The sequence below is a fragment of the Methylobacterium ajmalii genome (assembly GCF_016613415.1).
Classification (GTDB): Bacteria; Pseudomonadota; Alphaproteobacteria; order Rhizobiales; family Beijerinckiaceae; genus Methylobacterium; species Methylobacterium ajmalii.
On sequence record NZ_JACWCT010000036.1, the window covers coordinates 20,694 to 43,329 of the forward strand.

19 protein-coding genes and 1 riboswitch are annotated in these 22,636 nt (G+C 73.1%); of the genes, 15 read left to right on the forward strand and 4 right to left on the reverse strand.

Annotated elements, in window-relative coordinates; translation table 11 throughout:
- Nucleotides 1–2,356, forward strand: a 2,356-nt coding sequence (locus HPY23_RS33520; RefSeq protein WP_200649581.1) for a DEAD/DEAH box helicase, incomplete at its 5' end; no start/stop codon positions are given.
- 3 nt (nucleotides 2,357–2,359) lie between these two features.
- On the opposite strand, the gene HPY23_RS06605 is transcribed toward HPY23_RS33520, so the two are convergent.
- Nucleotides 2,360–3,127: an EAL domain-containing protein gene (locus HPY23_RS06605; RefSeq protein WP_060845409.1), complete on the reverse strand. Its 768-nt coding sequence runs from the start codon at nucleotides 3,125–3,127 to the stop codon at nucleotides 2,360–2,362.
- 372 nt (nucleotides 3,128–3,499) lie between these two features.
- Nucleotides 3,500–4,024: a DedA family protein gene (locus tag HPY23_RS06610; protein ID WP_060845408.1), complete on the reverse strand. Its 525-nt coding sequence runs from the start codon at nucleotides 4,022–4,024 to the stop codon at nucleotides 3,500–3,502.
- Nucleotides 4,025–4,235: 211 nt separating this feature from the next.
- Between HPY23_RS06610 and pdxY the strand changes: the two genes are divergently transcribed.
- Entirely contained in the window at nucleotides 4,236–5,084 is an 849-nt protein-coding gene (gene pdxY / locus HPY23_RS06615) for a pyridoxal kinase PdxY (protein WP_091883093.1), read from the forward strand.
- 4 nt (nucleotides 5,085–5,088) lie between these two features.
- On the opposite strand, the gene HPY23_RS06620 is transcribed toward pdxY, so the two are convergent.
- Nucleotides 5,089–6,093, reverse strand: coding sequence for a DUF2891 domain-containing protein (locus tag HPY23_RS06620; protein WP_091883090.1), 1,005 nt, complete (start codon nucleotides 6,091–6,093; stop codon nucleotides 5,089–5,091).
- 149 nt (nucleotides 6,094–6,242) lie between these two features.
- Between HPY23_RS06620 and HPY23_RS06625 the strand changes: the two genes are divergently transcribed.
- From HPY23_RS06625 to HPY23_RS06675, 11 genes are all read left to right on the forward strand, one after another.
- On the forward strand, nucleotides 6,243–7,145 hold the full coding sequence (locus HPY23_RS06625; RefSeq protein WP_060845405.1) for a PhzF family phenazine biosynthesis protein: 903 nt from the start codon (nucleotides 6,243–6,245) through the stop codon (nucleotides 7,143–7,145).
- Nucleotides 7,142–7,852, forward strand: a complete 711-nt coding sequence (locus HPY23_RS06630) for an NUDIX hydrolase (protein WP_175539871.1) — start codon at nucleotides 7,142–7,144, stop codon at nucleotides 7,850–7,852. Before HPY23_RS06625 ends, HPY23_RS06630 begins: the two co-directional genes overlap by 4 nt.
- 104 nt (nucleotides 7,853–7,956) lie before the next feature.
- The gene (locus HPY23_RS06635) at nucleotides 7,957–9,924 is read left to right on the forward strand and encodes an alpha/beta hydrolase domain-containing protein (protein WP_091883086.1); all 1,968 of its coding nucleotides are present in this window, start codon (nucleotides 7,957–7,959) and stop codon (nucleotides 9,922–9,924) included.
- 77 nt (nucleotides 9,925–10,001) lie between these two features.
- Nucleotides 10,002–10,367: a hypothetical protein gene (locus HPY23_RS06640; protein WP_060845404.1), complete on the forward strand. Its 366-nt coding sequence runs from the start codon at nucleotides 10,002–10,004 to the stop codon at nucleotides 10,365–10,367.
- A gap of 91 nt (nucleotides 10,368–10,458) precedes the next feature.
- On the forward strand, nucleotides 10,459–11,574 hold the full coding sequence (locus HPY23_RS06645; protein WP_060845403.1) for a sensor histidine kinase: 1,116 nt from the start codon (nucleotides 10,459–10,461) through the stop codon (nucleotides 11,572–11,574).
- A complete protein-coding gene (locus HPY23_RS06650; RefSeq protein ID WP_091883081.1) occupies nucleotides 11,571–12,026 on the forward strand; it encodes a response regulator in 456 nt (151 codons plus the stop codon). Before HPY23_RS06645 ends, HPY23_RS06650 begins: the two co-directional genes overlap by 4 nt.
- Before the next feature lie 557 nt (nucleotides 12,027–12,583).
- Nucleotides 12,584–13,696, forward strand: coding sequence for a TRAP transporter substrate-binding protein (locus HPY23_RS06655; protein ID WP_091883077.1), 1,113 nt, complete (start codon nucleotides 12,584–12,586; stop codon nucleotides 13,694–13,696).
- A gap of 215 nt (nucleotides 13,697–13,911) precedes the next feature.
- Entirely contained in the window at nucleotides 13,912–15,915 is a 2,004-nt protein-coding gene (locus tag HPY23_RS06660; protein WP_236012772.1) for a methyl-accepting chemotaxis protein, read from the forward strand.
- A gap of 664 nt (nucleotides 15,916–16,579) precedes the next feature.
- Nucleotides 16,580–17,818, forward strand: coding sequence for an MFS transporter (locus HPY23_RS06665; RefSeq protein ID WP_091883071.1), 1,239 nt, complete (start codon nucleotides 16,580–16,582; stop codon nucleotides 17,816–17,818).
- Nucleotides 17,815–18,522: a siderophore-iron reductase FhuF gene (gene fhuF / locus HPY23_RS06670; protein WP_091883068.1), complete on the forward strand. Its 708-nt coding sequence runs from the start codon at nucleotides 17,815–17,817 to the stop codon at nucleotides 18,520–18,522. Before HPY23_RS06665 ends, fhuF begins: the two co-directional genes overlap by 4 nt.
- A 589-nt stretch (nucleotides 18,523–19,111) precedes the next feature.
- The gene (locus HPY23_RS06675; RefSeq protein ID WP_244537503.1) at nucleotides 19,112–19,864 is read left to right on the forward strand and encodes a GntR family transcriptional regulator; all 753 of its coding nucleotides are present in this window, start codon (nucleotides 19,112–19,114) and stop codon (nucleotides 19,862–19,864) included.
- On the opposite strand, the gene HPY23_RS06680 is transcribed toward HPY23_RS06675, so the two are convergent.
- Nucleotides 19,830–20,240, reverse strand: a complete 411-nt coding sequence (locus HPY23_RS06680) for a RidA family protein (RefSeq protein WP_060845396.1) — start codon at nucleotides 20,238–20,240, stop codon at nucleotides 19,830–19,832. The two genes, HPY23_RS06675 and HPY23_RS06680, sit on opposite strands and share 35 nt — an antisense overlap.
- A 95-nt stretch (nucleotides 20,241–20,335) precedes the next feature.
- Here HPY23_RS06680 and HPY23_RS06685 point away from each other — a divergent pair, with 95 nt between their 5' ends.
- Together HPY23_RS06685 and HPY23_RS06690 are read left to right on the forward strand one after the other, a co-directional pair.
- Entirely contained in the window at nucleotides 20,336–20,938 is a 603-nt protein-coding gene (locus tag HPY23_RS06685; protein WP_236012771.1) for a TetR/AcrR family transcriptional regulator, read from the forward strand.
- A gap of 392 nt (nucleotides 20,939–21,330) precedes the next feature.
- A riboswitch (TPP riboswitch) is annotated at nucleotides 21,331–21,456 on the forward strand.
- A 102-nt stretch (nucleotides 21,457–21,558) separates the two neighbouring features.
- Nucleotides 21,559–22,635 carry a LuxE/PaaK family acyltransferase gene (locus HPY23_RS06690; protein ID WP_060849148.1) on the forward strand — a complete coding sequence of 359 codons (1,077 nt, stop codon included), beginning with the start codon at nucleotides 21,559–21,561 and terminating at the stop codon, nucleotides 22,633–22,635.
- Nucleotide 22,636: the final 1 nt, after the last annotated feature.

A 22,636-nucleotide genomic window follows, 5' to 3' on the forward strand; every position in this document is an offset into this window, starting at 1 on the left:
GGCGCTCAACGCGGCGCTGGCCGCGGCGGTGCCCGGCCTCGCCCTGCGCCTGCCGGAGCCGCCGCGGGAGCGGATCGTCGACACGCCGCCGGTGCCGGTGCTGCGCCTGTTCCAGATCGAGGCGCCGGCACCGTATTTCTACGGCCGGCCGCCGGTGCCGGTGCGCCTCGCGGCGCTCTCGTTCCGCTACGGTCCGGTGGCGGTGCCGTTCGGCGACCCGCGGCAGCGGCCGAGCAAGCTCGCCGGCGGGCGGCTCCACGTCGTGGAGCGCGACGCCCCGGCCGAGCAGCGGGCGGTGGCGCGGCTCCTCGCCCACGGCCTGTCGCCGCTCCAGGAGCGCCGCACGCCCCTGGCCCTCGGCCACGCCCAGCACCAGGCCCATGCCCGGGACTTCCTGCCCGATGCCGGCGAGGAGGCCTGGACCGCGATCCAGGCCGAGGCGCTGCCGGCCCTCGCGGCGGAGGGGTTCGAGATCGGCGCCGATCGCAGCTTCCGCGGCCGGGTGCTGCGCCCGGATGCGGCGGTCGAGTTCGCGATCCACGAGAGCACCGGGATCGACTGGCTCGAACTCGATCTGGGGATCGAGGTCGAGGGCGAGCGCATCCCCCTCGCCGAGCCGGTGGCCGCGCTGCTGGCCCGGCCCGACTTCTCGATCGAGGCGCTCGACGAGGCCTCGCCCGAGCCCGTGATGGTGCCGCTGCCCGACGGGCGGGTGCTGGCGCTGCCGGCGGCCCGGCTCAAGCCGATCCTGCTCGCCCTGCGCGAATTGAGCCTCGGCGGCTCCGGCGAGGGCGGGCGCCTGAGGCTCGGCCTCGTCGACGCCGCCACGCTCGCGGCGCTGGAGCGGGCGAGCCAGGCCGCGATGGTGGCCTGGCGCGGCGGCGAGGCCCTGCGCGCCATGGGCCGGCGGCTGCTCGCCGAGGGCGGCATCCCGCCGGTCGCCCCGCCGGAGAGCTTCCGCGCGCAGCTGCGGCCCTACCAGGCCGAGGGGCTGGCCTGGCTCGCCTTCCTGCGCGAGGCCGGCCTCGGCGGGATCCTCGCCGACGACATGGGGCTAGGCAAGACCGTGCAGGCGCTGGCGCTGATCGCCCGCGAGAAGGCCGAGGGGCGCCTCGACCGGCCGGCCCTCGTGGTCGCGCCGACGAGCCTGATGGCGAACTGGCGCCGGGAGGCGGAGCGCTTCGACCCCGGCCTCGCGGTGCTGGTCCTGCACGGGCTCGGCCGCCGGGAGCATTTCGACGCGATTGCCCAACACGACCTCGTGCTCACCACCTATCCCCTCGTCGCCCGCGACCAGGCGGTGCTCGGCGCGCAGGAGTGGCACCTCCTGGTCCTCGACGAGGCCCAGACGATCAAGAACCCGGACGCGGCGACGACCCAGATCATCCGCTCGCTCGCCGCCCGGCACCGGTTCTGCCTCTCGGGCACGCCGCTGGAAAACAACCTGGCGGAGCTCTGGTCGCTGTTCTCCTTCGCCTGCCCGGGGCTCCTCGGCGAGCGCCGGACCTTCGCGCGGGACTGGCGCACGCCGATCGAGAAGCACGGCGACGCCGAGCGCGGCCGGCTGCTGGCGCGGCGGATCCGGCCGTTCCTGCTGCGCCGGACCAAGGAGGAGGTCGCCCGCGACCTGCCGGCCAAGACCGAGATCACCGAGGAGGTCGAGATGGGCGAGGCCCAGCGCGCCCTCTACGAGTCGATCCGCCTAGCGATGCACGCCCGGGTACGCGAGGCGATCGCCGCCAAGGGCTGGGAGCGCAGCCGGATCGTCGTCCTCGACGCCCTGCTCAAGCTGCGCCAGGCCTGCTGCGACCCGCGCCTGCTGAAGCTCGACCACGCGGCCGAGGCCGCCTCGGCCAAGCTCGAACGGCTGGAGGAGCTCCTCGAGGCGCTGGTCGCCGAGGGGCGCCGGGTGCTGGTGTTCTCGCAGTTCACCGCGATGCTCGACCTGATCAAGCCGCGCCTGGCGGCGGCCGGCATCGCGCATGCCGAACTGACCGGGCGCACCCGCAAGCGCGAGGCGGTGCTCGCCCGCTTCGAGGCCGGCGAGGTTCCGGTCTTCCTGATCAGCCTCAAGGCCGGCGGCACCGGCCTCAACCTCACAGGCGCCGACACGGTGATCCTGTACGACCCGTGGTGGAACCCGGCGGTGGAGGCCCAGGCGATCGACCGCGCCCACCGCATCGGCCAGGACAAGCCGGTCTTCGTCCACCGGCTCGTCGCGGCGCGCAGCATTGAGGAGAAGATGGAGGCGCTCAAGGCCCGCAAGAGCGCGCTCGCCGAGGCTTTGTTCGACCACGACGGCACCCCGACGAGCGCGCTGACGCCGGCCGACATCGACGCGCTCCTGGAGGCGTGAGCCTCACGCCGCCTGCTGCATCCCCGCCGGGCTCAGCTCCGGCAGGGCCGCCACCGCGGGCCGGGCGAACAGGTAGCCCTGGAACAGGGTGATGCCGGCCTCCCGCAGGGCGGAAAGCTCGCCCTCCGTCTCGATCCCCTCGGCGATCACCGCGACGCCGAGGGTCCGGGCGATGCCGATCACGCCCGACACGATCGCACGGCGCGCCGGGGAATCGGCGATGCCGCGGATCAGCTCCATGTCGAGCTTGATCAGGTCGGGCTGGAACCGGGCCAGCAGGCCGAGGCCCGCATAGCCGGCGCCGAAATCGTCGAGCGCGGTGAGGAAGCCGCGCTGGCGGTAATCGGCGACGATGCGCTGGACGTGGGCGACGTCGGTCATGCGCTCGTTCTCGGTGAACTCGAACATGATCCGCCGGTGCGAGAACCCGATCCGCCGCGCCGCCTCGAGCGTCGCCCGGATGCAGGCCGCCGGCTCGTAGACGGCGTTCGGCAGGAAGTTGATCGACAGCCGCACGTCGCCGGCCGGAAACAGCCCGCCGGCCAGCTCGATCGCCTTGGTGCGGCAGGCCTGGTCGAAGCGGTAGCGGTTGTCGTCGTTGACCTGGCCGAGGATGTAACCGGCGCCCTGGCCCTCGGTGCCGCGCACCAGCGCCTCGTAGCCCCAGACCTCGTTCCTCTCGATGTCGACGATGGGGTGAAAGGCCATCGTGAAGGCGAAGGGAAGCGGTTCACCGCTCCGGCATTGCCCACATCCGCTCCGCTCGGTCATCGTACTGCTCCGGACCCGCCGGTAGATACCCTACCGGGGTTATCTTCATGTAAGGTAAAACCGGTGGCTCCCGGGCGGGATTCGACGATCTGTTTCGTGAGGAGCCGAGGCGAGGTCACGCGGCGCGGGCTCCGACACGTCGAGGCCCGGATCCCCCGGCCGGCGCGGCAGCGGAGATCCCGGCAACGGGCGGGGCGGCATCGGATCGGACATTTCCGGTCGCCGGGACGTCTCTCTCGCTCATCCTCGGACGTGGTTTGGGCGATGTCGTCCTAAGAATCGATGTCGCGATCCGCATGCCCCGTCATTGTCCGGACGATCGGCAAGGTCGTTGCAAGCGGGATCCGTCCTCCGGTGCCGCCGTTCCCTGCGTCAGGCGCGCCGCAGCCAGTCGATCAGCCCGGCGCCCGGGGCGAGCCAGACGAAGGCCCACAGGAAGGCCGAGGAGACGTTGGCGAGCCAGAACGGCAGCCGCGGCAGCAGGGCCACGCCGGCGATGAGCGGCACCACCGCCCGGGCCGGGCCGATGAAGCGGCCGACGACGATCGCCCAGGCGCCCCAGCGCTGGCAGAACGCCTCGCCCTTCTGCACCATCTCGGGGTAGCGGCCGAGCGGCCACATCCGCTTGGCGCCGTCCTTGTAGTAGCGGCCGACCTCGTAGGAGACCCAGTCCCCCAGGATCGCCCCGATCGCCGCGCCCACCATCACCGGCAGGAACGGGATCGCGCCCGAGCCGATCAGTGCCCCGATGCCGATCAGGATCACGGTCGCCGGCACCAGGAGCGAAAGCACCGCCAGGGATTCGCAGAAGGCGATGATCCCGGTGATCACCGGCGCCCAGGCCTGGTGGTCGCGCACGAAATCGAGCACCGTGGTGCGCAAGCTCTCGAAGTCCATCGGAACCTTGACCTTGAGGGAACGGGCAGCCGGGACAAGTCGCGAGCCCACGAGGACGTTCCGCCCTGCCGAGCCCTCTCGGCCCGGCACGGTGAGCGCCGGGTAAATCCCCCCGCTCGGGGCGGTTGCCAGGAGGGCCCGATCCGGGGATCGTGCGGGCCTCGCGCCCCGGCCCCGGCCGAGGGCGCCCCTGCGAGGGTCCCGCGTCGCGATGAACGTCCTGTCGATCCAGTCCCACGTCGCCTACGGCCATGTCGGCAACGCCTCGGCGGTCTTCCCGATGCAGCGCCTCGGGGTCGAGGTCTGGGCCGTGCACACGGTGCAGTTCTCCAACCACACCGGCTACGGCGCCTGGCGCGGCCGGGTGTTCGACGGGCCGGCGATCGAGGAGCTGGTCGAGGGCATCGCCGAGCGCGGGGTGCTGCCGACCTGCGACGGGGTGCTGTCGGGCTACATGGGCTCGGCCGATATCGGCACCGCGATCCTCAGGGCGGTCGAACGGGTGCGGGGGGCCAACCCCGCGGCCCTCTATTGCTGCGACCCGGTGATCGGCGATGTCGGCCGCGGCGTGTTCGTGCGGCCCGGCATCCCGGAATTCATGCGCGACCATGCCGTGCCGGCGGCCGACATCATCACCCCCAACCAGTTCGAGCTCGATTACTTGAGCGGGATCGAGACCCGGACGCTGGCCGACGCGAAGGCGGCCGTCGCCGCCGTGCAGGCGAGCGGCCCGAAGGTGGTGCTGGTCACCTCGCTCCACACCGAGGAGACGCCGGAAGACAGCATCGACATGCTGGCCGGCGAGGCCGGCCGGTTCTGGCGCCTGCGCACCCCGCGCCTGTCCTTGAGCGTCAACGGCGCGGGCGACGCCACCGCAGCCCTGTTCCTGGTGCACTACGCCCGCACCCGCTCGGCCGGCGAGGCGCTGGGGGCCGCCGCCGCCTCGATCTTCGGCCTCCTGCGGCGCACCGAGGAGGCCGGCGCCCGGGAGATCCTGACGGTCGCGGCGCAGGACGAGTTCGTGGCCCCGAGCCGCACCTTCCCGGTCGAGGCGGTGTGAGCGATCACGCCTCCAGCGCCAGGAGCGCGAAGCTCGCGAGCCAGTGCTCGCCCATGTAGTCGTCGGCGAGGTGCGGCAGGGCGGCGGCGAGGTGCGCCTCGGCCGCCTCGCGCAGGACCGGACTCCGCGGGTCGCCGTCCGGCAGCGCACCGGCGAGCGCCCGCAGGCACCAGGCCCGGCTGAGGTTGAGCCCGTCGAGATGGGCGATCTTGCCGTCGCTGCGGTCGGTGACGGTGGCCGGCCGAAACAGGGTCTCGGGCCGGCGCTCGGCGAGGCGCGGCAGGAAGCGGTCGAACCAGGGCGCGAACGCGTCGGCCGGCAGCAGGCGGCGCAGGCACTCGGCCTCGATCAGCGCGGAGGACAGGAAGTCGTCGCCGCTCGGCTCGCCCCAGGCCGGGCAGTCGGCATCCTCGCCGTACCAGCGCAGGGCGGTGGCACGCAGGAGGTCGGTCAGCGCCGTGTCCCCGGTCCCGTCGGCGTAATCCGCCGCCATGCGCAGCCCGAAGGCGGTGTTGAAATGCGTGCCGACCCGCACCGGGTAGGGCGAGAACGGCAGGAAGTCCCGGAAGCGCCGGGCGAAGATCTCCGCCATCGGGGCGAGCGCCCGCGCCCAGCGCGGCTCGGGCAGGCGTGCCAGCTCGTCGGCGAGCTTCAGCGCCCAGGCCCAGCCGTAGGGCCGCTTGAAGCCCCGCGCGGTCGGGGCCTCCAGGTAGGCGCACTCGCCCGCGACCTTCTCGGGCGTCAGCTGCCGGTCGAACAGGGCGCGGATCGCGGGGGCCTGCGGTCCCTCGGGGAAGAGCCGCAGCACCCGGGCGAGCAGCCAGTAGCCGTGGACGCAGGAATGCCAGTCGAAGCTGCCGTGGAACACCGGGTGCAGGGCGGCCGGCGTGCGCGCGTCCTCGGGACCCGCCAGGGTGTGGTCGGGCTTGTTCGGGTATTCCCGGGTGACGTGGCCGAGGGTGAGCGCGGCGAAGCGGGCGCCGGTCTCGGGGGTGAGGGCGTGGGGCATGGCAGGGCGCTCCGGCGGATCGTCCCGCACGCCTACACCATCCGGGGGCGGCGCATCATCTCCGGCCGTCAGACCTTGCGCCTTCCCCTTGCGCCCTCCCCCCGATCCGTGCTGCCTCGCGCCATGCCGCCAGACGGATGGATGGTCCAATGCCCGCACGCCGCTACGCCACCCTGGACGTGTTCACCGAGACCGCGCTCGCCGGCAATCCGCTGGCGGTCGTGCTCGACGCCGAGGGGCTGGACGAGGCCGCGATGCAGGCCATCGCCCGGGAGTTCAACCTGTCGGAGACGGTGTTCGTGATGCCGCCCGCCGAGAGCCGGCACCGGGCGCGGCTGCGGATCTTCACGCCCACCCAGGAGCTCGCCTTCGCCGGCCACCCGACCGTCGGCACGGCGGTGCTGCTCGCGCTCAGCGACGAGCGGGCGGAGGTCGCGGACGCGGTGGCGTTCGGGCTCGAGGAAGAGGTCGGCGTGGTGCCCTGCGTGGTCGAGGCCGGCGAGGGGCGCGGCCGGGCGCGCTTTCGCCTGCCGCGCCTGCCGGAGAGCTGGGGCGAGGAGCCGGACGCCACGGCGCTCGCCGGGGCGCTCGGCCTGTCGCCCGCCGAGATCGGATTCGCCCGCCACCGGCCGAGCCGCTACAGCGCCGGCACGCCGTTCCACCTCGTGCCGGTGCGCAACCTCGACGCCCTCGCGCGGGCGCGGGCGAGCGCCGCCTCCCTGGCCGAGGCCCTCGGGCCCGGCGCCAAGGTGTTTCTCTATACCGGCGAGACCGGGGATCCCGCTCACGACTTCCGGGCCCGGATGTTCGCCCCCGCCGCCGGCATCGTCGAGGACCCGGCGACCGGCGGGGCGGTGGCGGCCTTCGCCGGCGCCCTGATGCAGTTCGAGCCCCTGGGGAGCGGCACCCACGACCTCCGCATCGCGCAAGGGTTCGAGATGGGCCGGCCGAGCGAGATCCTGCTCCAGCTCACGATCGAGGACGGCGCACTGCGGGCGGCGGAGATCGGCGGTGGCGCCGTCCTGGTCTCCGAGGGCGTGCTGCACCTGTGACCGGCGTCACCCTCACGCCGGCCCGCGCGGTCGCGGCCCGGATGGTCGCGCACGACTGGCCCTGGGCCCGCGACCACCGGGCGGCCATCGCGGCGCATTGGGAGCGCCGCCGGGCGGCCCGCCCGGCGATGTTCAACGGCACCGTGCTGCTGCTGCGGCGCTGGACGCTCGCCGACGGGGTTCTGGACCTCGAGTTGTTCGAGGCCGAGTTCGCCGCCCTCCTCGCCCTGAAGGACTGGGGGTTCCCGGACGGGGAGGTCCTCAACGTCTTCGCGGCGGCGGTGCCGCGCACCCGGGACGGCGCCTTCCTGCTCGGCGAGATGGGCCCGCACACCGCCGCCGCCGGGCGGGTCTACTTCCCCTGCGGCACCCCGGACCCGACCGACATCGCCCCCGACGGCCGGGTCGACCTCGCGGCGAGCGCGCTGCGCGAGTTGCGGGAGGAGACCGGCCTCGTCGCCCCGGAGGGGCCCGAGCCCGGCTGGGTGATCGTGCGCGACGGCGGCCTGATGGCGCTCCTGCGCCCGGTGTCGCTCGTCGAGGACGAGGCGCAGGTGCGGGCGCGGATCGCCGCCCACCTCGCCGCCGAGGCGGAGCCGGAACTGTCCGGCATCGTCGCCGTGCGCACGGAAGCGGATCTCGACCCCGCCCGGATGCCGGGCTTCGCGCGGCACTACCTCGAGGCCGTGCTGGCGGGGACCGCCTGAGCGCGTCGCGGGAACAAGACCTGACACGGTTCACAGCGGCGCGTCCCGCCGCTACGCTCGCCGGGCAGACGCCCGGGACGAGGCGCCGCGAGGGGGAGACCGTGATGACGGGGATCAAGCGCGCCGCGACCGTGGCGCTTCTCGGGGGCGGCCTCGCCGCCGGCCCGGCCGCCGCGGAGGTGACGCGGTTCGAGACCGTCGCGACCGAGGCGCCGGCCTTCCAGGGCCGCGCCTTCGGCGAGCGCGGCCAGGCCCGGAAGATCACCGGGCGGGCGACCATCGCGCTCGATCCCGCCGACCCGCGCAACGCGGTCATCGCCGACATCGCGCTCGCGCCCCGCAACCCGGACGGCAAGGTCGAGGCAACCGCCGATGTGGTGCTGCTGCGGCCCGAGCGGCCGAACGGACTGCTGCTCGTCGAGATCCCCAATCGCGGCCGCAAGCTGATCGGCCCGCTGGTCGAGGGCACCTCGACCGAGGCGTCGGGCCGACTGGAACGGCCGGAGGATGCCGGCCGGGGCTTCCTGCTGTCGCGGGGCTACACCCTGGCCTGGATCGGCTGGCAGGGCGATATCGCGCCGGGGAACGGCAAGGCGGGCGCTCCCATGGGCATCCGCCTGCCGGTGCTGGCCGGGGTCACCGGGCCGTCCCGCGAGGAGTGGAGCTTCGAGAACACGACCTCCCCGGTCGAGGCGCCGCTGACCTGGCCGGCCGCCGACCTCGACCCGTCGAAGGCGCGCCTCACCGTGCGGGCGCGGCCCGAGGACCCGCGCGAGACGCCCCCGGGCCTGTCGTTCCGGTTCGTCGGCCCGACGCGCATCGCGATCACCCGGCCCGAGGGCTTCGACGCCAGCGCCCTCTACGAGCTGATCTACACCGCCCGCGACCCGGCGGTGACGGGCCTCGGCCTCGCGGCGATCCGCGACGTCGCGACCTTCCTGCGCCACGACGCGAGCGACCGGAACCCGCTCGCAACGGACGGGCGCAGCACCGTCGACCGGGCGGTCGGCTTCGGCATCTCGCAATCGGGCCGGGTGCTGCGCGACCTGCTCTACCTCGGCATGAACGAGGACGAGCACGGCCGGATGGTGTTCGACGGGATGATGCCGCACATCGCCGGCAGCCGGCGCAGCTTCACCAATGCCCGCTTCGCCCAGCCCGGCCGCAATCCCGGGCCGCATCTCGACCGCTACTACCCGGCCGACCAGTTCCCCTTCGCCTACGCGACGACGACCGACGCGCTGACGGGCAAGCGCGACGGCCTGTTCCTGCGCTGCCGGATCACCAGCACCTGCCCGCGCCTGATGCATGTCGACAGCGAGTACGAGCTGTGGGGCTCCCGCGGGGCGCTGGTGACCACCGACACGCGCGGCGCCGAACTCGCCCAGCCGCCGGAGGTCCGGGTCTACATGGTCACCGGCGCGCCGCACTTCGCCGCCCCCGACGCCAAGACCGCGAGCGATCCGGGCTGCGCCCTGCCGGTGAGCCCGGTCCATGCCGGGGCGGCGTCGCGGGCGCTCCTCGTCGCCCTCGAATCCTGGATCGCCGACGGGGTGGCGCCACCGGAAAGCCGCTACCCCTCGCGGGCCGACGGCACGCTCGGCGCCCCGGCCCATCTCTACCCGCCGATCCCCGGCCTTCCCTATGCCGGCCTCTACAATCCGGCCCAGTGGGTCGAGCCCGGGGCCGGCCCCCTCGACCCGCCGGTGGTGCGCGCCACCTACCCGCTTCTGCTGCCGAAGGTCGACCCGGACGGCAACACCCTGGCGGGCATCCGGCTGCCGCTGATCGAGGCGCCGCGGGCGACCTACACCGCCTGGAACCCGACCCGCGGCAGCGCCGCCGCGACCCTGTGCAACCAGAAGGGCGGCGTGCTGCCCTTCGCGGCGACGAAGGCCGCGCGAGCCCCCGACGACCCGCGGCCGTCGCTCGAGGAGCGCTACCCGGAGGCGGGCGCCTACGCGGCGGCCGTGCGGGCGGCGGCCGTGCGCATGGCGGCGGAGCGCACGCTGCTGCCGGCCGATGCCGACGAGATGGCGCGGGAGGCCGCGGAGGACCGGCTGGCGCGTTAGGGCGAATCGGTGGACGGGAGGGACCCGGGACGCCCCCTCGCGGGTTGGCGCCTCGCACAACCCGACATGGAGCCGCCATGCCCGCCAAGCTCGTCGCACTCGTCCGGGAGGCCGCCGCCGGCGCGCGCGCCATCGCGCGGGCCTACCCGGAGGGCTGCAGCGCCGCGGCGCTGCCCTGGGTGGTGGTCAAGCGCTTCGACGAGGACGTGCGCGGCCATGTCGAGCGTGATCCGCGCATCGAGGACGAACGCGACCGGGTGCTGATCGCCGCCGTGACCCTGGCTGAGACCGCCTCGGACGAGGTCGAGCCGCCCGAGCGCGAGCGGCTGGTGAAGGCGATCAACGACCTCGAATGGGTGACCCTGAGCCGGGGCATCGCCAACCGGGCGGCGGCGGTCCTCGGCTACGGCGAGGCCGGCGCGCGCCTGCGGGATGCCAGATGAGGGGGCGCTGCCGGATTGCCGCGGGCCGCGGCCGCCCTACTTGTCAATTCGATACGCGGCGTCCTCGGCCGGCGCGACGAGAGGTGGGCTTGTGACGGATGCGCGCCAGCCGCTTCGATCGCCGGCCGCGGCGGCGACGGCGCTGCCGACCCTGCGACGGGGCGACCAGCTGTTCGAGACCGAGCGGCGTCTCAACGCCGTGCTCGACAACGCTTCGGTGTCGATCTTCCTGATGGATGACCGGCAGCACTGCATCTACATGAACCGTGCGGCCGAGCAGCTGACCGGCTGGACCCTCACCGAGGTGCTGGCGCGGGACTGCCCGCTGCACGACATCGTGCACCACACCTACCCGGACGGGCGCCCCTTCCCGCTGCACGAATGCGCCATCGACCGTGCCTTCCCGGAGAACAACCAGGAGCGCGGCGAGGAGGTCTTCGTCCACCGCGACGGCCATTTCTATCCGGTCGGCTTCACTGCGAGCCCGATCCGGGACGACGCCGCGCAGGTCATCGGCACCATCATCGAGGTGCGCGACATCAGCGAGGAGAAGGCCGCGGCGGAGCGCCAGCGCCTGCTCATCGACGAACTGAACCACCGGGTGAAGAACACGCTCGCCACCGTGCAGTCGATCGCCGCGCAGACCTTCCGCGGCCGCGCCGAGGGGGCGGCCCGCGACCTGTTCGAGGCGCGGCTCTCCGCCCTCTCCACCGCCCACGACGTGCTGGTGGCGGACAACTGGGAGAGCGCCAGCCTGCGCGGCGTGATCGAGCGGGTGCTCGCCCCGCTGCCCGCCGACCGGCTGCAGCTCGACGGGCCCGACGCCCGCCTGCACCCGAAGGTGGCGGTGAGCCTCGGCATGGCGCTGCACGAGCTGGCCGCCAACGCCTTGCAGCACGGGGCCCTGTCGGTCCCGGAGGGCCGCGTCGTCATGGGCTGGGCGCTCGCCGCCGGCGAGGACGGGCGCCAGCGCCTCGATCTCGACTGGCGCGAGGCCGGAGGCCCCGCGGTCGCGCCGCCGGCCCGCCGGGGCTTCGGCTCGCGGCTGGTCGAGCGCCAGGTGCCGCTGGAATTCGGCGGCAGCGCCGAGATCGCCTACGCGCCCGGCGGCGTCATCTGTTGCATGCGGATCCCGCTGACGCCTCCGGGCTGGGACGGCCAGGCCCTCGTCCAGGGCCGCGACCCGGCGGGCGGGGCGCCGCGATGAGCGGGCTGCCCGGCTGCCGGGTCCTGCTGGTGGAGGACGAGAGCCTCGTCGCCATGATGGCCGAGGACATGCTGCTCGACCTCGGCTGCGAGGTGGTGGTGGCGATGCGCCTCGAGCAGGCCCTCGCCCAGGCCCGGACCCAGCCCTTCGACCTCGCGGTGCTCGACGTCAATCTCGGCGAGGCCCGCAGCTACCCGGTCGCCGATCTGCTGCGCCAGACCGGCGTGCCGTTCCTGTTCGCCACCGGCTACGGCCGCCGGGGCGTCGACCCGGCCTACCAGGCCGCCCCGGTGATGCAGAAGCCCTACCGGATGGCGGAGCTGGAGGCGCTGCTCGCCGGGCTTCTCGTCGGCGGCGCAGCCGAGCCCGCAACGGCGGAGTGCCGCCCGGCCTGCCGCTGCCGGGAGCCCGAGGACGGGGCGTCGCAGTTCCGGGCCGATCCGGCGCCGTGACGCCGCGGGGCAAGTCCCGTCCTCAAGTCCCGTCTTGGAGAGTCGGCTGGCGCGCTCGCGCGGCAGGTCGCCCGATGGCCGATCCAGCCCGACGTCCGCGCCGGGGATCGGCGCGTCCATCGCTCGCCTGCTGGCCGGGCGCGGCGCTTCGGTCGACGCGACGGAGATCGATGCGCGGGGTGCAGCGGCGCCGCATCATCGACGCCATCCCAGTGGGCACGCCGGACGGCCGAACGAGATCGCGGCGGCGGTCGCCGTCCCGGCCCCGGACGACGCAATCTTCGTCACCGGAGCGACGATCGAGGGCGGCTTCTTGCGGCGCTGCACGACTCCGGACGGCGCGACTTGTGCGGCGCATGGCATGAATAGCGCGCGACCGAGCATTTATTCAATTCAGGATTGCGTTGCGTCATCAGTCATGGCTGCGTGTCGAACCATCGGGTCGGCACCCGACATGTCCGCAGCAGACGACATGAGGCGCTGTCGAGCGGTTTCGCGGCCGTGCCCGACCGATGGCGGCGCACCGAACAGCTCCGACATCTGCGAAACCCTGACCGGTGCAGGTCGGCGAATGGCGGAATCTGTATCTTCGGATGTTTTTAACTAACCCTGCGATAGTGAAGTGGTGTCGGTTCGGCGGCCAAGATCCGAAGCCACGCTGGGGGAAATTGAACGTGATCAACCGCAGGCATGTCCTCGCCGGCTGCGGCGCAACCCTGTCGACACTCGGCCTGCCGAAGCCGGCTCGGGCCACCGGGCGCGCCAAGGTCATGCGGCTCGTCATCACCAACGCCCTCGCCTCGCAGACGGGTCAGGGCGCCACGGTCTTCGCCGAGCGGGTCGCGGCCTCGTCCGGCGGCCGCCTGCGGGTCGAGATCTATCCGGCGGGCGTCTCCGGCGGCGAGCTGGAGACGACGCAGGACGTGGCGAAGAACGCCCTGGAACTCTCCATCGTGTCGAGTGTCGGCTTCGCGATTGTCGCCCCGAAGCTCGGCGTGTTCGACATCCCCTTCCTGTTCCGCGACGTCGCCCACGCGCGGGCGGTCCTCGACGGCCCGGTCGGGCAGAAGGCCCTCATGGAAGTCGAGGCCGGCGGCCTCGTCGGCCTCGCCTGGAGCGAGAACGGCCTGCGTCACCTGACGACCGCATCGGTGCCCGTCCGGTCCCCGAAGGATCTCTCCGGCCTGAAGATCCGCGTCCCGCAGTCCGTCGCGATGATCACCGGCTTCAAGGCGCTCGGCGCCGATGCGCGGCCCCTGGCGTTCCCGGATCTCTATGGCGCGCTCAGCGCGGGCGAGTTCCAGGGACAGGAGAACCCCCTCGGCAACATCGCGGGCGCCAATTTCGATCGGGTGCAGCGGTATCTCAGCCTGACCGGCCACATCTACTCGGCCGCGATGCTGATCATGTCGCGACAGGCCTACGACCTGCTCTCGGAGGACGAGCGGACGATGGTTCGCGCCGCGGCCCGCGCCGCGACCCAGGCCGCCCGGGAGACGGGCGACCGCAACGAGGCGCGCCTGACCGCCGAGCTGGGCAAGCGCGGCATGACGGTGATCGCCGACGTCGACCGTGCCGCTTTCGCCACGGCCATCCGGGGTGCCGACGCCCAGTTCGAGACGGAATACGGCAAGCCGTTGCTCGAGGCGATTCGCGCCGTCCGCAGCTAGAGCGTTTTCCGACGGCCCGGATGCCGGTTCGTCGATGGAAAACGCGGCAAGCCCAGAGACCTAGAGCAGCGCTCGGGGTCGTCGGAGCCCACCCCCGTCCGGGTGGCCCGGCGCTCTCCCGGCGGGGGCGCGCCCCGCTGCGCGTCCAACCGTGGCCGTCCGGTACGACGGACCATGCCCGATCAGACCCTCTCCGACCATCGGAATTGCCCGCCATGCCCTCCTTCCTCGCCCGCGTGGCCGACAGGCCCATCGGAAGCCGCATCAACCTCGGCTTCGGCCTCGTCCTTCTGCTCCTGTGCGGGATCACGACCTTCAACGGCTTCGGCCTGCACCGCCTCGGCGGTGCCGTGTCGGAGGTCGCGGCGGCGGCCGGGGCATCGGATGCCCTGTCCGAGTTCGCCAACGGCGTCGCCGATGTCGAGCTGCAGGCAACCCGCTACCTGCGCGCGCCCGGCGGCGCCGAGCTCGTGGCGGCGCGCGGCGCCTACAAGGCCCTGCGCGAGCGCTTCGAGCGCGTCGAGGCGCTGATCGGCGACGACGCCGCGGCGCTGAAGCGCGAGATCGCCTCCCTCGAGGCGAACTTCAACGAGGTCGTCTCCAGCACGCGCCAACGGGAAGCCGGCCTGGGGGGCCTGACCGCGGCGACGGCCCGGCTGACCAACTTCACCAACACCCTGACGACGCAGATGGCCGCCGCCGCCGATCCGTCGAGCGACGTCGCCCTGCGGCTCCAGCAGGCCGTGCAGTCGCTCGCGGCCTCGGCCCGCCGCTACGCTCAGCGGCCCAATAGCGGTGAGGCCGATATCCTGGCCGCCGAGCAGGAGCGCGTCCGGCGCGGCATGGCGGAGCTCAAGGCCGGTCCGCCGGTCGGGGCGACGGCACGGGAGCTGGCGTCGGGTCTCCCGGCCGCGGTCGAGCGGCTGCTGACGACGAGCGACGCCGCCGCGACCGCCGCCCAGGCCTTCGACCGGAACGTGGCGACGTGGATCCGGACGGCCGGCGAGGCCAGCACGGCAGCGGCGAGCCTGCGCACCCGGATGCTCGCGTCGCGCAACGGCCAGATCCAGTCCGCGCAGCAGGCGGTGGCGCAGAGCCAGACCGTGGGTGCGCTCGTCTCGATGCTCGCCCTCGCCCTCGGCGTGGCCGCGGCCCTGTGGCTCGGCCGTTCGATCAGCCGGCCGCTGCTGACGCTCGACCGCTCCGTCCAGGCGATCGCCGCCGGAGATCTCGCCGTCGCGGTCGAGGGCCGCGAGCGCCGGGACGAGATCGGCGCCCTGGCGCGGGCCCTCGACGTGTTCAAGGCCAACGCGCTGGCCCGCCGCGAGCTCGAGAGCCAGAACGCCGCCGAGCAATCGGCGCGTCAGCGCCGGGCCGATCGCGTGGACGGACTGGTGCGCGACTTCCAGCGCAAGGTCGCTCAGTCGCTCGAGATCGTGACCTCCGCCGCGACCGAGCTCGACTCGACGGCCCGGGTGATGACGCAGGTCGCCGACGGCACCAACGGGCAGGCCCTCGCCTCGAGCGCCGCGGCGGAGGAGACCTCCGTCAACGTCCAGACGGTCGCGGCCGCCGCCGAGGAGATGGTCGCGTCCCTCCGGGAGATCGAGCGGCAGGTGCTGCGCTCCAACGAGGTCGCCGCCCATGCCGCCCACGAGGCGGAGGCCACCGGCGGAGCGATGGCGGCGCTGGGCGAGGCCGCGGACCAGATCGGGGCGGCCGTGACGACGATCGCGTCGATCGCGGGCCAGACCAACCTGCTGGCGCTCAACGCCACGATCGAGGCCGCCCGGGCCGGGGAGGCGGGCCGCGGCTTCGCCGTGGTGGCCGCCGAGGTGAAGACGCTGGCCGGCCAGACCGCTCGGGCGACCGAGGAGATCTCCGGGCAGATCGCGGCGATCCAGGGCGCGAGCGCCCGGGCGGCGGAAGCGATCCGGCGGATCGGGACGACGATCGGCGCGATCAACGAGATCTCGGGCACGATCGCCACGACGGTCACCCAGCAGACCGCAGCGACGACCGAGATCTCGCGCAATGCCGGCGAGGCGGCGCGCGGAACCCAGGACGTGTCGGCCAATGTCGCCCGGGTGCTGGCCTCCTCCGGCGAGACCGGCAGCGCGGCCGCCCAGGTGCTCGCGGCGGCCGCCGAGCTCGCCGTTCAGTCGCTCACCGTCAAGCAGGAGGTCGACACCTTCCTGGACAACATCCAGGCGGCGTGAGCCGGCCGATGCGGCGGAGGGCCCGGACCTGGGGGACCGGAATCACCCGGGATCGGGCTCACGCCGACCGGGCGCGGATGCCGGCAGATCGCATCCGGGTCGATGATGGCCCGATCCCGTCCGCCCCGTCTCCCGCTCGGGTGCCGTCGATCCCGGGTCCTGCGTCGCCCTCGGGGGTGGGGACCGCGTCCTCTCAGGCCCTCCGGCCCGCGGATACCCGTCGTCGAGCGGCAACCCGAACGATGACCCTATGCGGTCGCCGTGCGGGGCGCCGGTAGCCCCCAGCGCCAACTCGATCGTCGGCGGCACGGGCGGCATCGCCCTCACGCTGAGCGGCCACGAGCACACCGCGCACCTTGTCGGGCCCCCGCTCATCACGGCGGTGGCCGGCCGCTCCGACTTCAAGATCGCCCAGAACGAGCGCCTCCCTGACCTCGGCCAAAGCCCCCTCCGGGATCCGACCGTCCGGGGGTCGAACGGCGCCGGCCCCGCCTTCGATGCGGCGCGCCGCACCCCGGCCGGTCCGCGGCACCGCGCCCGGTTCGGCCGCCCTTGCGGCGCAGGACGCACGCCCGTAAGCTGCAAGTCACTGCAACCAAATAAGAATTAGTGTGATTCCAAAGTACGGCCGCACCGGGACCGCGCGCATCGTGGCCGTCCTCCGGTGACGCACTCCCTCGCGGTCCGCGAGGCCCGGGGCACCCTCGCGGCCCTGCGCCCGCTCGCCCCGTTCTTCTGCCTGTACGTGACCTTCGGGGCCACGCTCGGCTTCCTGTCGGGCGGGGCGCCGCTGATCCTGCGGGCGCGCGGGCTCGACCTCGCGGGGGTCGGGCTCCTGCAGATCATCAACCTGCCGGTCGGGCTGACCTTCCTGTGGGCGGTCCTGCTCGATCGGGTGCGGCTGCCGTTCCTTGGCCGGCGCCTCGGCTGGATCGTGGCGGCGCAAGGGCTCACGGTGGGTCTGCTGGCGGCCTTGAGCCTCGGCGAGCACTGGCCGCTCGGGGCGCTGCTGGCGCTCGCGGTCGCGGCCTGCACCTGCGTCGCCACCATGGACATCGCCCTGGAGGCCCTCGTCGTCGAGACGGTGCCCGCGGAGCGGCGGGCCTTCGTCGCCTCGGCCAAGCTCTGCGGCGCGTCGCTGGGCGGCATCCTCGGGGTCGGCGTGCTGGTCGGCTCCTACGACGTCCTCGGCTGGCGGGCGGCGGTGCTGGCCTGCGCGCTCCTCGACGCGCTCTGCCTCCTGCCGATCCTCGCCTACCCGGAAGCGCGGCTGCAGGGTGCCGGGGGCAGCCGGGAGCGGCACGCGGGGTCGCTCGCGCGCCTGCGGGCACTCGCCGGGCGGATCGCGGCGCTCGGCGCCTATTTCGCGGCGGCCTACCTCATCGGGGGGCCGAACACCCTCGCGCTCCTCGATCTCGGGGTGCCGCTCACCCGGGTCGGCCTCCTCACCGGCACCGTCCTGCCGGCGGTCAACCTCGTGATGGCGCTGATGGCCGGGGGCCTCGCGGCCCGCTTCGGCACCGTGCGGCTGGTCGTCCTCGGCGGCGCCGGGGTGCTGGCCGCCGGCGGGCTGATGGCGGCGGCCTGCCTCCTGCGCTCCGAGGGGCTGGCGGTGGCCGCCACGATCCTCAACTTCGTCTTCGGCGGCTTCCTCGGCGTGCCGGTGTTCAACATGATCTACCGCTGGTCGGAGGGGCCGCGGCCGGCCACCGACTACGCGCTCTTGTTCGGCGCCGCCTTCTTCGCGGCGATGCCCCTGCGCGTCGCCGCCCCGGCGCTCGCCGGCTGGGCCGGCTGGCCGGGCTACTTCGCCGCCACGCTGCCGCTCTACGCCGCGGCCCTCGCCTGGCTCGCCGTCACCATCGCCCGCACCCTGCGGGCCGACCGGGAGCGGATCCGATGATCGGCGAGGTCGCACCGCACGTGCCCGCCTCCCTGGAGACCTATCGCGGGGGCGTGGCCGACGGCACCGGGGGGACGCCGCTCACCGCGCTCCACGATCCCGCGGTGTTCGACGCGACGCTGTCGGCCTTCGAGGCCGGGCTCGGGGTCGCGCCCGGCACGACCGACCGGCGGGCGCTGGTCTCGTACTGGAGCCAGTTCTACCTCGCGCCGCTCGCGACCCCGGTGCTGACCGCCCTGGTGCGCCTGCGCCGGCCGCTGCCGCTCGCCTTCGCGACGACGAACCTCGAGCTCGACGCGGCCGGCCGCCCGGCCCGCTTCCTGGTCCGGCCCGGTCCGGCGCCGTGCTGTGCCGACGGGCTCGCCGGCTTGGTCGAGGACCACCTGCGGCCCTTCGTCGAGCTGTGCCGGGCGCAATGCGGCATCGCCCCCCGGGTGATCTGGGGCAACGCCGCGGTGATCCTCGACTACGTCGCGCGGGAGCTCGGCGAGCCCGAGACGATGGCCTGCCCCGAGGTCGCGACCTGCCTCGGCTGGTGCGGGACGCCGTGCCCGCGCCTCCACCCTCTCGCCCAGGCCCTGTGCGGGGTGCCAGGGGGACGGCGGCGGCGCACCTGCTGCCTGCGCCAGCGCCTGCCGGGCGTGCCGTCCTGCGGCGCGCTCTGCCCGGCCGAGGGATGCGGGAGCTGCGGCTGCGGGCCCTGAGGCCGTCCGACGGGTCCGTTCAATGCCGCGAGGACTGTCGCAACAAAAGCGCGCCATCCAGGACGACGATCCCCGCCCTCGCTCGCAGCACGGTTTCAGAGCCTGTTCGACCGATAGATATACTCTAATCCAATAAGCAACCTCATCCTGAGGTGTTAGTCGATCAGTGATCGACTGACCTCGAAGGAGGGCTCCAGAAGCCTCCGAGATCACTGGATCCCTCCTTCGAGGCTCACTGCGTTCGCACCTCAGGATGAGGTGGAGGGTAGGATAGAAAATCCCCTCGCGATTGCGTCGTCACACGTCAAACAGGCTCTCGGAGGGGGAGCGCGAGCACCCGGCCCTCGGCGCCATACGCGAGGTCGGCGACGCGGGCGGCGTCGCGTAGAGTCACCCGATGTTCCGTCCGGGAGCACGCATCCCGGCGCGAGACACCTCGCCGGGGTTTCCCACCGGGAGACCGGGCGCAGGCGCACGGCACGCTCGACGGAGCCCCCGCTTCGTGCTGTATCGCCCCCGGCCGGGGCGCTCCACGGCGCGAGCCGGATCGCGCCCGTCCCGGGCCCCGTGGAGCGGAAGAGCCATCATCGTGTCGAATGCCCCGCAAGCGCCCGATCGGACGAAGGGCCTGCGCCGCGTCGTCCGGAGCACGCTGGCCGGCCAGCTCACCTCGGAGATCCGGGCGGCCATCCTCGACGGGCAGTTTCCGGCGGGCGGGCAGCTAAACGAGATGGCGCTCGCGGGCCAGTTCGGCGTGAGTCGCGGCCCCGTGCGCGAGGCGATCCAGCGCCTGGTCCAGGAGGGCCTGCTGCGCGCGGAGCCCCATCGCGGGGTCTTCGTTCTCGACCTCGCCGACGACGACGTCGTCGACATCTACTTCACCCGCAAGTCCCTCGAGATCGCGGCGATCCGGCGGGTGATGACCGAACCCCGCCGCACCGCCCTGGCGCGGGAGCTGAGGGAGCTGACCGACCGGATGGCCGTTCTCCTCGGCACCGGCGACTGGGCCGAGATCGCCGACCTCGACCTGCACTACCACCGGCGCATCGTCGAGGAGGCGCGCAGCGAGCGCCTGTCACGCAGCTACGACACCCTCCAGGCCGAGACCTGCCTGTGCCTGCGGCTCATGATGGCGGGCTATCGCCAGAACCGCGCGCTCATCGAGGAGCACGAGCGCCTCGCCCACTTCATCGGCGAAGGCGATCCGGACGAGACCGAGGCGGAGATGGACGCCCATTTCGGGGACCCCGTCCGCATCCTGGAGCGCGGCCGGACGGCGATGCGCGAGGCCCCCGACCTCCCGGGCCTCAGCCGCGCGCCGGAATCCGCGCGATCGCCTTGATCTCGAAGGCAAAGCCCGCGAGCCACGTCACCCCGACGGCGGTCCAGTTCGGGTAGGGCGGCGCGCCGATCACCCGGTCGCGCACCCGCATCACCGCGTCGAACTGCGCCTCCGGGTCGGTGTGGAAGGTCGTGACGTCGACCACGTCGTCGAAGGTGCAGCCCGCCGCATCCAGCACGGCGTCGAGCCGCGCGAAGGCGCGGGCGACCTGCGCCTCGAAATCCGGCTCGGGCGAGCCGTCCTCGCGGCTGCCGACCTGGCCGGAGACGAACAGCAAGTCGCCGGAGCGGATCGCCGCCGAGTAGCGGTGCTTGTCGTAGAGCGCCTGCCGGCCGGGCGGGACGATCGCGTCGCGGGTCGAACGGGTCTGCGCCATGGACTGCTCCTCGGGACCACGATTTTGTATACGGGCCGTATGCGATTGAGCATGGATACGCGCCGTATGTCAAATTACATACGCGGCGTATGTCGATGGAGACGGATTGGGTGGCGGGACGACGCGCGCAGATGATGGAGGAGACGCGGGCCAGGCTGATCCAGGCTGCCCGGCAGGCCTTCGCCACGAAGGGTTTCGCGGCGTCCTCGATGGACGACCTGACCGCCGCGGCCGGGCTGACGCGCGGCGCGCTCTATCACAATTTCGGCGACAAGAAGGGCCTGCTCCAGGCGGTCGTCGACCGGATCGACGCCGAGATGGCGGCGCGCCTGGCCGTCGTCGGCGAGCGGGCGGAGAGCCCGTGGCAGGGCCTCCTCGACGAGTACCGCGCCTATATCGAGATGGCGGTGGAGCCGGAGATCCAGCGCATCGTGCTCCTCGACGGGCCGGCGGTACTGGGCGATCCCTCGACCTGGCCGAGCCAGAATGCCTGCCTGGCCGAGACGACGCGCCGCATCCGGGCGCTCGTCGCCGAGGGCGCGATCCCGCCCGTCGATCCGGAGGCGGCGGCGCGCCTCCTCAACGGCGCCTCGCTCCACGCCGCCCTCTGGGTCGCGGCGTCGGACGCGCCGGAGGCGACCCTGGCCAAGGCTCTCGACGCCTTCCGGCGCCTCGCCGAGGGGCTGGCGATTGGATAGCATCCGTCTACTCGATCAGGTCAACGCCTTGGGGTGCCGAGTTTGCGGGGTGCCATCGCGAAAATAGTGCCCGATCGAGCATCCTGGATGCCCAATCAAGTGCTCGAAATGGGCGCGCATCCCATCTCTTCCAACCTTGTGCGCGCGAACGGCTCCATGACACTCACGGCAGCGCATCCGACGCCCGGACGGCATTGTAAGAGCTCTGGACAGATCGATAGACGTCCACACTCTGTTGGCCCACAGTTCGCATGTATCCGCGTCTTCTGCCATGGCATGATCGTCCCATACGATTTTGTGCCTACCACGCCGAAATCGTATGCCGCATATTTTGTACGAATCTCTTACCGTCGGTCCGCCGCTTGACACCCGCCCCCCCACCCCCCACTGTCCAACCTTCCCAGGGGAGCCTCGCGAGGAGGCTGAGATTCCGCCGGCTCGGACCCGTCCGGGCGCCGCGGTGACCCTATGAACCTGATCCGGGTCATGCCGGCGGAGGGATGCGGGACCGGCACGGCCGCCATGGCGCCGCCACGAGGGCGCCGCCGCCAGCCGTCTTTTCGCGCAGGATCTCACGCCCGGCACGGCCGACGCCCACGATGGGGCGCGAGGTGGCCGTGATGTCGCAAGCGGAGATCGTCGAGGCCCTGATCGACTTCATCGGTCGGCCGGGGGCGGACGAGGCGGAGTTCGAGGCGATGGCGCTGCGGCTCTTCGCCCACCAGTACGCGCACAACGCCCCCTATCGCCGCTTCGCCCAGGCGCGCGGGCGCACGCCGCTCGCCGTCCGGCGCTGGCGCGACATCCCGGCGGTCCCGATCAAGGCGTTCAAGGACCTCACCCTGAGCTGCTGCCCGGCCGACGAGGCCGAGCGGGTGTTCATGACGAGCGGCACCACCGGCAGCGGGCGCGGCCGCAGCTACCACCCGACGCTCGCGGTCTACGACCGCTCGATGCTCGAGGGCTTCGCCGCCCGGGTGATGCGCGGGCGCGACACGATCCGCATGGGCTTCCTGTTTCCCGACGAGGCGGCACTCCCGAACTCGTCGCTCGCCCATTACCTGGCGCTAGCGCGTGAGCGTTTCGGGACGCCGGACAGCGCGGTCTTCGTCGGCCCCGGCGGGCTCGACCTCGACGGGCTGCTGGCGGCGCTCGCGGAGGCGGAGACCTCGGGCGAGCCCTATGCGCTGCTCGGCGCCACCTACGCCTTCGTGCCGGTGATGGACGCCCTCGCGCCGCAGGGCCGCCGCATCGCCCTGCCATCCGGCAGCTTCCTGTTCGACACCGGCGGCTTCAAGGGCCAGTCGCGGGAGATCGAGCCCGACGCCTTCTACGACGGACTCTCGCAGACCTTCGGAGTGCCGCGCGAGGCCTGCCTCAACATGTACGGCATGACCGAGCTGAGCACCCAGTTCTACGACGACGGCAACGCGGCCTGCCCGCCGGTGAAGTCCGGCCCGCACTGGATCCGCAGCCGCGTCGTCGATCCGCTGACCGGCCGGGACCTGCCCGAGGGCGAGACCGGCGTGCTGGTCCACCACGACCTCGCCCATTTCAACTCGGTCTCGGCGATCCTGACCGAGGATGCCGGGGTGATCGTGCCGGGCGGCTTCCAGCTGCTCGGCCGAGTCGAGGGCTCGGCCTCCCGCGGCTGCTCGGTGGCGGTGGCCGAGTTCCTGGCCGCCGCGCAAGGATGAA